Origin of the sequence: Halomonas salsilacus (genome assembly GCF_051216275.1) — a bacterium.
Classification (GTDB): Bacteria; Pseudomonadota; Gammaproteobacteria; order Pseudomonadales; family Halomonadaceae; genus Halomonas.
Map to the genome: position 1 here is coordinate 116,317 of NZ_JBPKAQ010000005.1, position 13,486 is coordinate 129,802.

15 protein-coding genes are annotated in these 13,486 nt (G+C 69.6%); 10 read left to right on the plus strand and 5 right to left on the minus strand.

Going from position 1 to position 13,486, the window contains the following annotated elements:
• Positions 1–10 precede the first annotated feature (10 nt).
• The 7 genes from secB (at position 11) to ruvX (ending at position 5,134) form a co-directional block, all read left to right on the plus strand.
• Positions 11–535, plus strand: coding sequence for a protein-export chaperone SecB (gene secB / locus ACR80S_RS09265; RefSeq protein ID WP_435401024.1), 525 nt, complete (start codon positions 11–13; stop codon positions 533–535).
• Between the two features lie 42 nt (positions 536–577).
• Complete coding sequence (locus ACR80S_RS09270; protein WP_435401023.1) at positions 578–1,321, plus strand: 16S rRNA (uracil(1498)-N(3))-methyltransferase; 744 nt, start codon at positions 578–580, stop codon at positions 1,319–1,321.
• Between the two features lie 30 nt (positions 1,322–1,351).
• Positions 1,352–2,080, plus strand: a complete 729-nt coding sequence (locus tag ACR80S_RS09275; RefSeq protein ID WP_435403062.1) for a CvfB family protein — start codon at positions 1,352–1,354, stop codon at positions 2,078–2,080.
• 70 nt (positions 2,081–2,150) lie between these two features.
• Complete coding sequence (gene gshB, locus ACR80S_RS09280) at positions 2,151–3,119, plus strand: glutathione synthase (protein ID WP_435403063.1); 969 nt, start codon at positions 2,151–2,153, stop codon at positions 3,117–3,119.
• Between the two features lie 18 nt (positions 3,120–3,137).
• Entirely contained in the window at positions 3,138–4,058 is a 921-nt protein-coding gene (locus ACR80S_RS09285; RefSeq protein ID WP_435401020.1) for an energy transducer TonB, read from the plus strand.
• 18 nt (positions 4,059–4,076) lie between these two features.
• A complete protein-coding gene (locus ACR80S_RS09290; protein WP_435401019.1) occupies positions 4,077–4,640 on the plus strand; it encodes a YqgE/AlgH family protein in 564 nt (187 codons plus the stop codon).
• Positions 4,641–4,690: 50 nt separating this feature from the next.
• Positions 4,691–5,134 carry a Holliday junction resolvase RuvX gene (gene ruvX, locus ACR80S_RS09295; protein ID WP_435401018.1) on the plus strand — a complete coding sequence of 148 codons (444 nt, stop codon included), beginning with the start codon at positions 4,691–4,693 and terminating at the stop codon, positions 5,132–5,134.
• A 9-nt stretch (positions 5,135–5,143) separates the two neighbouring features.
• Here the strand turns inward: ruvX and ACR80S_RS09300 are convergent, their stop codons facing one another.
• The 5 genes from ACR80S_RS09300 to serA form a co-directional block, all read right to left on the minus strand.
• Entirely contained in the window at positions 5,144–5,773 is a 630-nt protein-coding gene (locus ACR80S_RS09300) for a hypothetical protein (RefSeq protein ID WP_435401017.1), read from the minus strand.
• A 66-nt stretch (positions 5,774–5,839) separates the two neighbouring features.
• A complete protein-coding gene (pyrB, locus tag ACR80S_RS09305; RefSeq protein WP_435401016.1) occupies positions 5,840–6,868 on the minus strand; it encodes an aspartate carbamoyltransferase in 1,029 nt (342 codons plus the stop codon).
• A 78-nt stretch (positions 6,869–6,946) separates the two neighbouring features.
• Complete coding sequence (locus ACR80S_RS09310) at positions 6,947–7,774, minus strand: IclR family transcriptional regulator domain-containing protein (RefSeq protein ID WP_435401015.1); 828 nt, start codon at positions 7,772–7,774, stop codon at positions 6,947–6,949.
• A 114-nt stretch (positions 7,775–7,888) separates the two neighbouring features.
• Positions 7,889–8,674, minus strand: coding sequence for an enoyl-CoA hydratase (locus tag ACR80S_RS09315; RefSeq protein WP_435401014.1), 786 nt, complete (start codon positions 8,672–8,674; stop codon positions 7,889–7,891).
• A gap of 184 nt (positions 8,675–8,858) precedes the next feature.
• Positions 8,859–10,109: a phosphoglycerate dehydrogenase gene (gene serA / locus ACR80S_RS09320; protein ID WP_435401013.1), complete on the minus strand. Its 1,251-nt coding sequence runs from the start codon at positions 10,107–10,109 to the stop codon at positions 8,859–8,861.
• Positions 10,110–10,338: 229 nt separating this feature from the next.
• On the opposite strand from serA, the gene ACR80S_RS09325 reads away from it, so the two are divergent.
• The 3 genes from ACR80S_RS09325 to dxs are packed head-to-tail and all read left to right on the plus strand — an operon-like array spanning position 10,339 to position 13,442.
• Entirely contained in the window at positions 10,339–10,629 is a 291-nt protein-coding gene (locus ACR80S_RS09325; protein WP_435401012.1) for an exodeoxyribonuclease VII small subunit, read from the plus strand.
• Positions 10,619–11,503 (plus strand): (2E,6E)-farnesyl diphosphate synthase, encoded by an 885-nt coding sequence (ispA, locus tag ACR80S_RS09330; RefSeq protein WP_435401011.1) that lies wholly within the window; start codon positions 10,619–10,621, stop codon positions 11,501–11,503. The genes ACR80S_RS09325 and ispA overlap by 11 nt, the downstream gene beginning before the upstream one ends.
• A 16-nt stretch (positions 11,504–11,519) precedes the next feature.
• Positions 11,520–13,442 carry a 1-deoxy-D-xylulose-5-phosphate synthase gene (gene dxs / locus ACR80S_RS09335; protein WP_435403064.1) on the plus strand — a complete coding sequence of 641 codons (1,923 nt, stop codon included), beginning with the start codon at positions 11,520–11,522 and terminating at the stop codon, positions 13,440–13,442.
• Positions 13,443–13,486 lie beyond the last annotated feature (44 nt).

Here is a 13,486-nt window from a genome sequence, read left to right on the forward strand (position 1 = left end):
GACATTTCCCATGGCGGAAGAGAACAACCAGAGCGCCGCTGCCGGCAACCCGGCGGCCGGCCAGCAGGACAAGCCCCAACTGCAGTTTTCCGTGCAGCGCATCTACGTCAAGGACATCTCCTTCGAGGCGCCCAACTCGCCGGCGGTCTTCCAGCAGCCCTTCAAGCCCAAGGTCGGCCTGGACCTCAACACCTCCAGCCAGCAGGTCGGCGAGGGTCTCTATGAGGTAGTGATCAAGGTCACCGCCCAGGTGACCCACAGCGAGGAGGGCACCACCTCCTTCCTGGCCGAGATCGAGCAGGCCGGCCTGTTCCGCATCGCCGGCATCGAGGGCGCCCAACTGGAGCACACCCTCGGCGCCTTCTGCCCCAACGTGCTGTTCCCCTACGCCCGCGAGTGCGTCGACAACCTGGTCAACCGCGGTGGCTTCCCGCCCCTGATGCTGGCGCCGGTCAACTTCGAGGCGATCTACGCCCAGAAGAAGAAGCGCGAGGCCGAGCAGGCCCAGCAGCAGGGCGCCCAGACCACCCAGTAACGGTTAGCCGCTGGCCCCGTGGTGATGAAAAAGCCCGTGGTAATGACAAAGAAAGCACCGCGCATCCACGTCGCCGCCGACTTCATCGTCGGCGGCGACGTCGTTCTTCCCGAGGGGCCGGCCCGCCACGTGGCGCGGGTGCTGCGCCTGGTCGAGGGCGCCCCGCTGTGCCTGTTCGACGGCAATGGGCTCGAAGCCACGGCCGTGCTGGTGGAGGCTTCCCGCAAGCGGGTGGTGGTGCGCATCGAGTCCCTCGAGCCGGGCGGCGGCGAGTCGCCGCTGGCCGTGCACCTGGGCCAGGCGATCTCCAAGGGGGATCGCATGGACTACGCCATCCAGAAGGCGGTCGAGCTGGGGGTGGCAGCCATCACGCCGCTCTACACCGAGCACGGCGACGTGCGCCTCAGGGGCGAGCGCGAGGCGAAGAAGCTCGCCCACTGGCAGGCGGTTGCGGCCAGCGCCTGCGAGCAGTGCGGCCGCGCCCGGGTGCCGTCGGTGCATCCGCCCGTGGCGCTGGCCGACTGGCTGGCCAAGCGCGACGAGGCGCTGCGCCTGGTGTTGCACCCGGCCACCGAGTCCGAGGCCCGGGCCCTGCTGGCGCGCGAGGCCGCCCCGTCCGGCGTGGCCCTGCTGATCGGCCCGGAGGGAGGGCTCGCCGAGGCCGAGGTGGCGTCCGCTCGTGCCGCCGGCTTCGCGCCGCTCTCACTGGGGCCGCGCATCTTGCGCACCGAGACCGCCCCGGTGGTGGCATTGAGCTTGCTGCAGTACCGCTTCGGCGACCTTTAAGCGTCGGCTACCCTCGAGAGGAACCTCGCCATGTCCGATTCCCGCGACCGCCCTGTGACACGACCCGACCCACGCTCTTCCCCACGTCCTGCGGCCGGCCGAACCTACCGTGCCCCGACGTGTGCGGTGGGCGAGGTGGCCTACCTGGAGGTGGTCACGGTCAACGAGACCGGCGCCTTCCTCGACTGGGGGCATCCCAAGGACCTGCTGCTGCCCTATGGGGAGCAGCGCTTCCGGCCCAGCGTGGGCAAGCGGGTGCTGGTGAGGATCTACGAGGACCAGCAGGGCCGCCCGGTCGCCTCCCAGAAGCTCGACCGCTTCGTTGCCGACGAGGCCGAGGGGCTGTCGGCGGGCGACGAGGTGACGCTGGTGATTGCCGAGCAGACCGACCTCGGCCTCAAGGCAGTGGTCGACCACCGCTGCTGGGGGCTGCTCTACCGCGACGACATCACCCGGCCGCTGCGCCGCGGCCAGCGCCTCACCGGCTACGTGAAGCGCCTGCGCGAGGATGGCCGCCTGGACCTCTCGCTGTTGCCGCCGGGCGCGGCGCGCCTGGACGTGGTGGGCGAGACGGTGCTCAAGGCGCTGCGCGAGAGCGGCGGCTACCTGCCGCTGTGCGACAGGAGCGACGCCGCCGAGATCAAGGCGCGGCTAGGGGTGAGCAAGAACGCCTTCAAGCAGGCCATCGGGCGGCTCTACAAGCAGCGCTTGATCACCCTGGAGGCGACCGGTATCCGGCTGGTGCCCCGCGGGGAGTAGCCTGTTGGTGCGCCTGCCGGCCCTGCGGCATACTGGCCTCATTCACTCCCCTGACCGGAAACAGGACGCCATGAGCGAACACGCGCTGAAGATCGGCGTGGTGATGGATCCCATCGCCGACATCGCCTACAAGAAGGACACCACCTTGGCCATGCTGTGGGTCGCCCAGGATCGCGGCGCCTCGCTGCACTACCTGGAGCAGGAGGACCTCTTCCTGCGCGACGGTCGCGCCTTCGGCCGGCTGCGCGACCTGACCGTGCGCCACGACCCCGCCCACTGGTACGACCTCGGTGAGCCCGAGCCGCGACCCCTGGCCGAGCTCGACGTGATCCTGATGCGCAAGGACCCGCCGGTGGACGCCCACTTCCTCAACGCCGTGCACCTGCTGGGCTTCGCCGAGCGTGAGGGTGTATTGGTAGTCAACCCCACCCGGGCGCTGCTGGAGTGCAACGAGAAGCTCTTCGCCCAGCAGTTTCCCCAGTGTTGCACGCCGACCCTGGTCTCCTGCAGCGAGCCCGAGCTGCGCGCCTTCCATGCCGAGCACCAGGACGTGATCTTCAAACCACTGGACGGAATGGGCGGCAGTGGGATCTTCCACGTGCGCCCCGATGGCCGCAATCTCGGCGCCATCATCGAGACCCTCACCGAACTCGGACGCCGGCAGATCATGGCCCAGCGCTACATCCCCGAGATCACCGAGGGCGATACCCGCATCCTGCTGGTGGACGGCGAGCCGGTGTCCTACGGCCTGGCCCGGGTGCCCATGGCCGGCGAGACGCGCGGCAACCTGGCCGCTGGCGGCACCGGGGTCAGTCGCGAGCTCACCGAACGTGACCAGTGGCTGATCGGCCAGGTGCAGCCGATGATCCGGGACAAGGGGCTGATGTTCGTCGGCCTCGACGTGATCGGCGACTACATCACCGAGATCAATGTCACGAGCCCCACCTGCGTGCGCGAGATCGACGACCAGCGCGGCACCGACATCGCTGGGCTGTTGCTCGACGCCATCGAGCGTCGGCTCGCCGGGCAGCGGGCATAAGGGGCCGGGAGACCGCTCATGAGCGCCTACGTCAGCGACCCGATCCAGTATGCGCCGGTCACCCGGCCCTACCGCCGCTGGCTGGCCTGGTCGCTGGCGCTGCTGCTGCATCTGGCGGTGATCGGGGTGGTGGCCAGCTGGCAGTTTGCCGCGCCCCCCGCCCCGCGCTCCAGCCTCGACGTGGTGCTGGTGACCCGCTCCAACGACGTGCCGGTAACGGCCGATGCCATTGCCGAGGACGACCAGCAGGCCGCCGGCGAACAGCAGGAGGAGGCGCCGGCGGAGTCCCGCGCGGTGCCCATGGAGGAGCTGCCGCCGGTGCAGGAGAGCGCGAGCGACGTGGACCCGGCGACCCCCGCCGAGCCGGAACAGGCACGCCTCGAGCCAGAGGCGCGCCCCGACGAGCAGGCGCCGCCCGCCGCCGACAGCGAACAAGAGCTCAAAACGCCCCCCGAGCCCCGCGAGAGCGCCCCCCAGGCGGCGGACGCCGCCGCCCCGCCCAGCGTCACCACGCCCTCGGCGTCGGGCCGCGACCTGCTGGCCCAGGCCACCCGCAGCATCCGCGAGCAGGGGCTCAGCCCGGAGGCGGCCGGCCCCGCCGGCGAGGGCCCGCAGCTGGCCGCCCAGCGCGCCGCCGAGGCCCGCTACATCGACGACTGGACCCGCCGGGTGGAGGACTACGGCAACCGCGTGCACCCGGCGCCGCGCCACCTCCAGGGGCAACTGCGGATCCGCGTGGTGATCGGCCGTGACGGCGGGCTTCGCCAGGCGGAGGTGGTACAATCCTCGGGACACGCCGAACTCGACCAGGCCGCGCTGGATACCGTGCGCGGGGCCTCACCCTACCGCCCCTTCGATGTGGGCATGGGCGACCTGGACAGTCTCTCCATCACGCGCGTCTGGCGGTTCGGCCAAGGCAATCACTACGGCGCGCGATAGGACCCGCCGGGGAGTCTCATGCAACATTTCGGTTTGAAGGACCACTTCCTGCTGGCGATGCCGCACCTGGAAGACCCCAACTTCGCCGGTAGCCTCAGCTACCTGTGCGACCACGACGAGAAGGGCACCATGGGGGTCATCGTCAACCGACCGCTGGAGCTGACCCTGGAGGCGCTCTTCGAGCAGCTGGAGCTCGGCGGCGAGGAGAGCCCCCACCGCAATGCGCCGGTCTACTACGGCGGACCGGTGCACAAGGATCGCGGCTTCATCCTGCATCGCGGCACCAGCACCCCCTGGGACTCCAGCATCCAGGTCACCGAGGAGCTGGCCCTGACCACCTCCATGGACATGCTCCAGGCGCTGGCCGTCGGCGAGGGCCCCGAGGAGTTCCTGATTTGTCTGGGCTGCGCCGGCTGGGAGGCCGGCCAGCTGGAGCAGGAGATCCTCGACAACGCCTGGCTCACCGTGGAGGGGCGCTCCGATATCCTCTTCGAGGTGGTCCCGGAGCAGCGCCTGGGGGCGGCCGCCGGTATCCTCGGCGTCGACCTCAACCTGATGACCCGCGAGGCGGGGCACTCCTGATGCCTGGGCATGGCTGATGGCGGGGCGCGAGTGATGGCAGGGCAAGACTGATGGCCAGGGCAGGCGAACGGCTGGTGCTGGGCTTCGATTTCGGCACCCGGCGCATCGGCGTGGCGGTGGGCAACGAGCTGCTGGCCAGCGCCCGCGAGCTCGACCCTCTGCCGGCCCGCGATGGCATCCCCGATTGGACCCGGGTGGCACGGCTGGTGGAGGAGTGGCAGCCCGACCTCTTCGTGGTGGGGCTGCCGCTGACCGCCGCCGGCGAGGAGCAGCCGATGAGTATCCGTGCCCGCAAGTTCGGCAAGCGCCTGTTCGGGCGCTTCGGCGTGCCCTGCGAGATGGTCGACGAGCGCGGCTCCACCGGCGAGGCCAAGGTGATCGCCAGGGAACTCGGGCATCGCGGCAACTACCGGGAGGAGAGCGTCGACGGCATCAGCGCGGTGCTGATCGTCGAGCGCTGGTTCGCCTCCCGGGAGGGACTGCCCGGCCGCTGAGCGGTGGCCTCAGGCCGGGTCGGCCCGGTTGAAGTCATCGACCGAGAGGTCGGTGAACTTCTCCAGGAAGTACACCAGGGTGGCCGGGTGGCGGAAGCGCTCCTCGAAGCTCTCTTGCTGTCCATTGCGGCGGCGCGTCACGCTGGCGCGATACTCGCTGCCCGCCTTCACCACCTGCGCGGTGTCCTCCCGGCCCTCCTCGCGCTTCTTCGCCGCGAGGCGCGGCTGCTCCTCCAGCAATGTCTCCAGCCGTCGACCGGCCGCGAGCTCGTCAGGCGTGGCCCAGTGTGCCTGGTCGCGGTCACCGTAGTGGTAGAGAAGCACCGCCATCAGGGCCGCGAAGACGGCGCTGGTCAGCATCCAGGTCAGGGTGATACCGTCCAGAGAGATCGACAGCAGCGCGACCAGCTGCACCACCGCCCCCACGGCGAGCGCCACGGCCAGCGGCCGCCACATCCGTGGCCCCATGAAGCCAAGCCCCAGGAAGTATCCCCACAGCCCCAGCACCCCCAGGCCCCCCACCACCAGGTGCACCATGGCCAGAGCAGTGCCGCCGCCGGCGAGCAGGGCAATCACCCCGATCAGCAGCAGCAGGGTATAGAACACCGCCAGAAGGCGGTAGGCGCGTTGCAGGTTCATGGGTCTCTCCTTCGGGGCTGATATCAAACATCAAGCATAGGCGAAGCGCGCCGAAGCGCATCCCCCTCATGGCGCGCGGTCGTCAACGCCCACGCGCGTTGGCACGAACCAGCGCACCGGTCTCAGGTCCTGCTCGATCAGGCCGTCCACCTCGAGCAGGGAGGCGAAGATCGCCATGCGCACGGGAATGCCGTTGTCGGTCTGGCGGAAGATCGCCAGGCGTGGATCACCGTTGAGGTCCACGTCCAGGTCGTTGGCATCCGGGCGGCTGTCCCGGGGTAGCGGGTGCATGACGAGGGTGTCGCGGCCGCACCGCTGGTCCAGGAAGGTGCGGTCCACGGTGAAGTCCCGCGACAGGCTGAAGCCCTCGCTCATCTCCTCGGTGAAGCGCTCCTTCTGGATGCGGGTGGTGTAGACCACGTCCACGTCGCTGAAGTCGTTGGCCAGGCTGTCACGCTGCTCCACGCGGTGGCCGCGGGAGGTCACCAGGTCGATCAGGTGGCTCGGCATCTCCAGCCCCGGCGGGGCCACCAGAGTGATGCGCAGGGGCTCGTAGAGGGAGAGCAACTTGATCAGCGAGTGCACGGTGCGGCCGAACTTCAGATCGCCGGTCATCAGCACATGGGCGCCTGCAAGCCGTCTGCCCATCCGGGTGAACTCCTTGTCGATGGTGTAGAAGTCGAGCAGCGCCTGGCTGGGGTGCTCGCCGGGGCCATCGCCGCCGTTGATCACCGGCACGTGGGTGGCGGCGGCGAACTCCGCCACCGAGCCCAGCTCGGGATGGCGCATCACGATGGCATCGCAGTAGCCGCTCATCACCCGGCTGGTGTCGTAGAGCGACTCGCCCTTGGCCATGGAGGAGAAGGTGAAGCCGGTGGTGTCGCAGACGCTGCCGCCCAGCCGGCAGAAGGCCGCGTTGAAACTGACCCGGGTGCGGGTGCTGGCCTCGAAGAAGAGGTTTCCGAGCACGGCGCCCTCCAGCACGCGGGTGAACTGGCGGCGCTGGGCGATGGGCTCCATGCGGGAGGCGACCCGCATCAGGTGGTCGACGTGGTCACGGTTCAGGGAATCGACGGAGAGCAGGTGGGAACTCATCGGCGCGGCCTCGGCTGGCGGGAGGGGGGACGGCCGCTAGTGTACTCCGCCGCGGCGCTGGCTTCACGGGGCCGTGCGTCACCAGGGCGCGGGTGCCTTGCCACCCAGCCGGGCGGTGATCTCGACGGCGGTGTCGCGCACCAGCGCGCCCAGCTCCAACAGGCGCTCCTCGGGGATGCGCGCCACCGGGCCCGAGACCGAGATGGCGGCCAGCGGAGTGCTGTGCTCGTCGTGGAGGCAGGCGGCCACGCACTGCAGGCCGATGGCGTGCTCCTCGCGGTCGCAGGCGAAGCCCTGGCGACGGATCTCGGCCAGGCCCGCGCGCAGTGCCTCGGGGGTGTGCAGGGTGTTAACGGTGACGCGGGTCAGCCCCTGTTCGGCGAGGATGCGCTCGAGTTCGTCGTCGGGCAGCCAGGCCATCAGTGCCTTGCCGACGCCGGAGGCGTGCAGCGGCGCTCGCGAGCCCAGCCGGGTGATCATGCGCATCATCTGCGACGACTCGCTCTGGGCCAGGAACACCGCGGTGCCGTCGTCGCGGATGCCGAGGTTGGCGGTCTCGCCGGTCAGGGCGGTGAGGCGGCGCAGGAAGGGGCGGCTGGTGGCCACGAAGTCCCGGGCCTCGAGGAAGCTGTTGCCGATCCGGAAGGTCTTGACGTCGATCTTCCACACCCCGAGCTCGCTGTCCTGGGCGACAAATCCCTGGCCTTGCAGGGCCTGCAGCAGGCGATGGGTGGTAGAGGGGGCGAGGTCGGCCAGTTCGGCCAGTTCCGAGAGCGCCAGACCCCCGGGGCTTGCCGAGAGACGCTCGAGCAGGTTGAGCCCGCGCACCAGCGACTGGCTGTGGCCGCCGCTGGCCTTCCCCGATCCGGCGGGGCGTCCCGCCGTCCTGCGTTTGACCTCGCTCACCCTCGACTCTCCTCGTGTCGTCGCGATGATAAAGCGCTCAGGATACCGTGTCGCCGGGGCCCTGTCTTCTTGCGGAAATGTCTTCCACAGCCGCCAGGCGATGACGCCACCGAATCAGCGATGCCGCCATTCGGGGGCTCGCTTCTCGATAAAGGCGTCGATGCCCTCGCCGGCGTCCTCGGCCATCATGTTGCAGGCCATCACCTCGCCGGCGAAGGCGTAGGCCTCGTCCAGGGGCATCTGCAGCTGGCGCTGGAACATCGCCTTGCCGGTGCGCACCGCCACCGCGCTCTTGGCGCAGATACTGGCGGTGAGCTCGGCCACGGCGTCGTCGAGGGCCTCGTCGTCGGCGACCCGGTTGACCAGCCCCCAGTCGCGGGCGGTCTCGGCGTCGATGAACTCGCCGGTGAGCAGCATCTCCATGGCGTGCTTGCGGGCGATGTTGCGCGACAGCGCCACCGCCGGGGTGGAGCAGAACAGCCCGGCATTGATGCCGGAGACGGCGAAGCGCGCCGAGCGCGCGGCCACGGCCAGGTCGCAGCTGGCCACCAGCTGGCAGCCGGCGGCGGTGGCGATGCCCTGGACCCGGGCGATCACCGGCACCGGCAGCTCGACGATGGCCTGCATCACCCGGCCGCAGCGGGCGAACAGCTCTTGGTAGTAGGCCTTGTGGGGCCTGGCGCGCATCTGCTTTAGGTCGTGGCCGGCGCAGAAGGCGCGCCCCTCGGCGGCGATCACCACGCAGCGCACGCGGTCGTCGTTGGCCAGCCGGCCGAGCTCCTCCTTGAGGGCCACCAGCATCTCCTCGGAGAGGGCGTTGAAGCTCGCTGGGCGGCTGAGGGTCAGGGTGGCCACGCCGCCGCTGTCGCGGCGCAGCAAGGGCGGGGTCGAGTCGCTCATGGGAGTCTCCCTTTTGTTATCACGAGCCGGTTATCACTGGCGTGGCCTGCCGCCAGGCTAGCGCGCTCGACAGGGGGCATGCACTTCGACCATGGATAGCGGGTGCTCTGCATGTATGGCCCACCAACGCAAACCGCCGCGTCGAGTGACGCGGCGGATGGGCAGACGAGAGAACGCGAGAGAGTCAGGCGTCCTGGCCGGCCTGTGAGTAGAGCACCCGCACCTTGAGGGTGTGCTCCACCTGGCGCAGGGCGTCCAGGGCCTGGGAGCCGTAGGCCTTGTCCACGTCGATTACCACGTAGCCGACCTTCTCGTTGGTCTGCAGGTACTGGCCGGCGATGTTGATACCGTTCTCGGAGAGCACCCGGTTGATCTCGGAGAGCACGCCCGGCACGTTGTCGTGGATGTGCAGCAGGCGGTGCTTGTCCGGGTGGGCCGGCAGCGCCACCTCGGGGAAGTTGACCGAGGTGACAGTGGTGCCGTTGTCGGAGTAGGTGACCAGCTTCTCGGAGACCTCGATGCCGATGTTCTCCTGGGCCTCCAAGGTGGAGCCGCCGACGTGAGGGGTGAGGATCACGTTGTGCAGGCCGCGCAGCGGGCTCTCGAACTCCTCGTTGTTGCCCTTGGGCTCCACCGGGAAGACGTCCACCGCGGCGCCATTGAGCTTGCCGGCCTGGATCGCCTCGGCCAGGGCCTCGATCACCACCACGGTGCCGCGGGAGGCGTTCATCAGGATGGCCCCCTGCTTCATGCGGGCGATCTGTTCGGCGCCGACCATCCACTTGGTGGAGGGCAGTTCCGGCACGTGCAGGCTGACCACGTCGGCGCGGCCCAGCAGCTCATTCAGGCTGGCCACCTGGCGGGCGTTGCCCATGCCCAGCTTGGCCACCACGTCGTAGAAGATGACGTCGAAGCCCAGCGACTCGGCCAGCACCGAGAGCTGCGAGCCGATGCTACCATAGCCGACGATACCCAGGGTCTTGCCGCGGGCCTCGTGGGAGTTCTTCGCCGACTTCTGCCAGCCGCCGCGGTGGGCCAGGGTGTTCTTTTCGGGGATGCCGCGCAGCAGCATGATCGCCTCGGCCAGCACCAGCTCGGCCACCGAACGGGTGTTGGAGTAGGGCGCATTGAAGACCGGTATGCCGCGTACCAGAGCCGCATTGAGGTCGACCTGGTTGGTGCCGATGCAGAAGCAACCCACGGCCACCAGCTTCTCGGCGGCGGCGAAAACGCGCTCGGTGAGCTGGGTGCGCGAACGAATGCCGATGAAGTGCACGTCGCGGATCTTCTCGATCAGCGCCGCCTCGTCCAGCGAGGTGGGCAGGTGCTCGATGTTCGAGTATCCGGCGTTGCGCAGATTGTCCACCGCGCTCTGGTGGACCCCCTCGAGTAGCAGGACCTTGATCTTGCTCTTGTCCAGGGACGTCTTGGCCATGGTCGAATCAACCCCTTCCGGCGCGAGCCGCATACAGTGTCAGGTGTGGTAAAGAGGCGATATCTTAGCACAGGCCGGCTATGAGCCAGGATGAAAATGCTGCGCTGCCATGCTGAACGCCATGCAAGTCAAGGCCCTCGGGCCGCGGGGCAGACGACCCCCGGGGGGGAGTGTGTATACTGTCTCCTTTCGAGATGCCGGATCAGGCGCAAGCGGGGCGAGGAGAGCGATGGCGGAGCGCAGGAAGCGGCCCGATGGCCAACAGGGCGACGAGGCGGAAGCGGTCGACTTCGCGGCTACCGTCGAGCGCCTGGAGCGGCTCGTCGAGCGGCTGGAGTCCGGTGAACTCTCGTTGGAGTCCTCCCTGGCCGCCTTCGAGGAGGGCGTACGCCTGACCCGCGACGCCCAGCGCCGCCTCGATGAGGCCGAGCTCAGGGTGCGTACCTTGACCGAGGGTGCCAAGGGCGGCATGGCCCTGGCGCCCTTCGCGTCGCCCGTGGAGGACGAGAGTGAACCCTGAGACCCTGGCGGCCGGCCTGGCCGCAGATCGCGCCCGGGTGGATGCCAGGCTACAGGCGCTGTTCGGCGGGCGTGGTGCCGCGGTGCCGCGCCTGGATGCCGCCATGCGCCACGGCGTGCTGGTAGGCGGCAAGCGGCTTCGGCCGGTGCTGGTCTACGCCGCCGGGCGCGCCTTGGGGGCCGAGGACGCCGCCCTCGACGCCCCGGCCATGGCCATCGAGCTGATACACGCCTATTCTCTGGTCCACGATGACCTGCCGGCCATGGACGACGACGACCTGCGCCGCGGCCAGCCCACGGTGCACAAGGCCTTCGACGAGGCCACGGCGATCCTGGCCGGCGACGCCCTGCAGGCGCTGGCCTTCGAGGTGCTGGCGCGCGCCAGCCACCCGCGCCTGCCGGCGATGATCCATACGCTGGCCCAGGCCGCCGGTCGCGACGGCATGGTGGCCGGCCAGGCGCTGGACCTGGCCGCCGTGGGAGGCCACCCTGACGCCGAGGCCATGGCCACCATGCACGGCCACAAGACCGGTGCGCTGATTCGCGCCGCGGTGCATCTGGGCGGGCTGGTCGCCGCGGCCGAAGGTAATCCACGCCTGGCCGCCCTGGATGACTACGCCCGGGCTATCGGCCTGGCCTTCCAGATCCACGACGATGTGCTTGACGTGACCGGCGACACCGCCACCCTGGGCAAGGCTTCCGGGGCGGATGCCGCCCGCGACAAGCCCACCTATCCGAGCCTGCTGGGCCTGGAGGGTGCTCGCGCCCGTGCCGCCGAGCTGGTGGAGGCGGCCGTAGTGGCTCTCGCCCCGCTGGGCGAAGACGCCGCTCCCTTGAAGGCCCTGGCTCGCTACATGATCGAGCGCGACCACTGACACGATAGATGACCCCATGAAGCTGTTCGACGAGATTCCCGCCGAGCGTCCGGCCACGCCGCTGCTCGACACCCTGGACACCCCGGCTGCGCTGCGCGCCATGTCCACCGCGCAGCTGGCGCAGGTGGCCGATGAGCTGCGTGCCTACCTGCTCTACAGCGTGGGGGTCTCAGGGGGGCACTTCGGGGCCGGCCTCGGCGTCGTGGAGCTCACCGTGGCGCTCCATCAGGCGCTGGAGACCCCCCATGACCGGCTGGTGTGGGACGTGGGTCACCAGGCCTACCCCCACAAGATCCTCACCGGGCGCCGCGAGGCGATGACAAACATCCGGCACTACGGCGGCCTGGCGGCCTTCCCGCGGCGCGCCGAGTCGGAGTACGACACCTTCGGCGTGGGCCACTCCAGTACCTCGATCTCGGCGGCGCTGGGCATGGCGCTGGCCTCCCGTGCCAGGGGCGAGTCGCGGCGTACCTGCGCGGTGATCGGCGATGGCGCCCTCACCGCGGGCATGGCCTTCGAGGCCTTGGCCCACGCCGGCCACGTGGACGCCAACCTGCTGGTGGTACTCAACGACAACGAGATGTCGATCTCCGAGAACGTCGGCGGCATCGCCAGCTACCTGGCGCGGATCCTGGTCAGCACGCCCTACATCACCATGCGCGAGGGCGGCAAGAAGGTGCTCTCCCACCTGCCCGGGGCGCTGGAGCTGGCGCGGCGCACCGAGGAGCACATGAAGGGCATGGTTAGCCCGGCCACGCTCTTCGAGGAGATGGGCTTCAACTACATCGGCCCCATCGACGGCCACGACCTGCCGCTGCTGGTGCAGACACTGCGCAACATGCGCGACCTGGAGGGTCCCCAGTTCCTCCATGTCAAGACCTGCAAGGGGCGCGGTTTCCTGCCCGCCGAGGCGGACCCCATCGGCTATCACGCCATCACCAAGCTGGAGAAGCGCGAGCCTGAGACGCACGGCGACACGCCACCGCCCTTCAAGCCGGCCGCGCCGGTCAAGACACCCAAGTACTGCAACGTCTTCGGCGACTGGCTGTGTGACATGGCCGCCGCCGACGAGCGGCTGATGGGCATCACCCCGGCCATGCGTGAGGGCTCCGATCTGATCCGCTTCTCCCGGGAGTACCCCGAGCGCTACTTCGACGTGGCTATCGCCGAGCAGCACGCGGTGACCCTGGCCGCCGGCATGGCCTGCGAGGGCATGAAGCCGGTGGTGGCGATCTACTCCACCTTCCTGCAGCGCGGCTACGACCAGCTGATCCACGACGTGGCGGTGCAGGCGCTTGATGTCACCTTCGCCATCGACCGCGCCGGCCTGGTAGGCGAGGACGGCCCCACCCACCACGGCAGCCTGGACCTCTCCTACCTGCGCTGCGTGCCCGGCCTGGTAGTGCTGGCGCCCGCCGACGAAGCGGAGTGTCGCGCCATGCTCAGCACCGCCTATCACCATCCGGGCCCCGCCGCGGTGCGCTACCCGCGCGGCGCAGGCCCCGGCGTGACGATCCCCGCGCACCTGGCGCCCATGCCGATCGGCCGGGCCGAGAGGCGCCGCGAGAGCGGCGCCGAGGCGGGGCATCGCGTCGCCCTGCTGGCCTTCGGCAGCCTCAATACCCCGGCCGTCGAGGTGGCCGAGCGTCTCGACGCCTGCCACCTCAACATGCGCTCGGTGAAGCCGCTGGATCGCGAGACAATCCTCGAAGCGGCTGCCCGTCACGACCTGTTGGTGACCCTGGAGGAGAACGTGGTGGCCGGCGGTGTCGGCAGCGCGGTCAACGAGCTGCTGATGGCCGAAGGCGTGTCGGTGTCAGTGCTTAACCTGGGCCTGCCCGACGCCTTCGTGGAACATGGCAAGCCCGCCGAGCTGCTGGCCAACTGCGGCCTGGACGCCGAGGGCATCGAGGCGGCGATCCGCGCCCGGCTGGGCTGAGCGCCGCCGCTTCCCGAGACACGCGTAATCACCCCGCCCCGTCT

Excerpts from the sequence above, each read along its gene's own strand:
- ACR80S_RS09275 (WP_435403062.1), top strand. The coding sequence starts at position 1,352 with ATGTCCGATTCCCGCGACCGCCCTGTGACACGACCCGACCCACGCTCT.
- pyrB (WP_435401016.1), bottom strand. The coding sequence starts at position 6,868 with ATGAGTTCCCACCTGCTCTCCGTCGATTCCCTGAACCGTGACCACGTC.
- ruvX (WP_435401018.1), top strand. The coding sequence starts at position 4,691 with ATGGCCAGGGCAGGCGAACGGCTGGTGCTGGGCTTCGATTTCGGCACC.
- ACR80S_RS09325 (WP_435401012.1), top strand. The coding sequence starts at position 10,339 with ATGGCGGAGCGCAGGAAGCGGCCCGATGGCCAACAGGGCGACGAGGCG.
- secB (WP_435401024.1), top strand. The coding sequence starts at position 11 with ATGGCGGAAGAGAACAACCAGAGCGCCGCTGCCGGCAACCCGGCGGCC.
- dxs (WP_435403064.1), top strand. The coding sequence starts at position 11,520 with ATGAAGCTGTTCGACGAGATTCCCGCCGAGCGTCCGGCCACGCCGCTG.
- ACR80S_RS09285 (WP_435401020.1), top strand. The coding sequence starts at position 3,138 with ATGAGCGCCTACGTCAGCGACCCGATCCAGTATGCGCCGGTCACCCGG.
- serA (WP_435401013.1), bottom strand. The coding sequence starts at position 10,109 with ATGGCCAAGACGTCCCTGGACAAGAGCAAGATCAAGGTCCTGCTACTC.
- ACR80S_RS09270 (WP_435401023.1), top strand. The coding sequence starts at position 578 with ATGACAAAGAAAGCACCGCGCATCCACGTCGCCGCCGACTTCATCGTC.
- gshB (WP_435403063.1), top strand. The coding sequence starts at position 2,151 with ATGAGCGAACACGCGCTGAAGATCGGCGTGGTGATGGATCCCATCGCC.
- ACR80S_RS09315 (WP_435401014.1), bottom strand. The coding sequence starts at position 8,674 with ATGAGCGACTCGACCCCGCCCTTGCTGCGCCGCGACAGCGGCGGCGTG.
- ACR80S_RS09290 (WP_435401019.1), top strand. The coding sequence starts at position 4,077 with ATGCAACATTTCGGTTTGAAGGACCACTTCCTGCTGGCGATGCCGCAC.
- ACR80S_RS09300 (WP_435401017.1), bottom strand. The coding sequence starts at position 5,773 with ATGAACCTGCAACGCGCCTACCGCCTTCTGGCGGTGTTCTATACCCTG.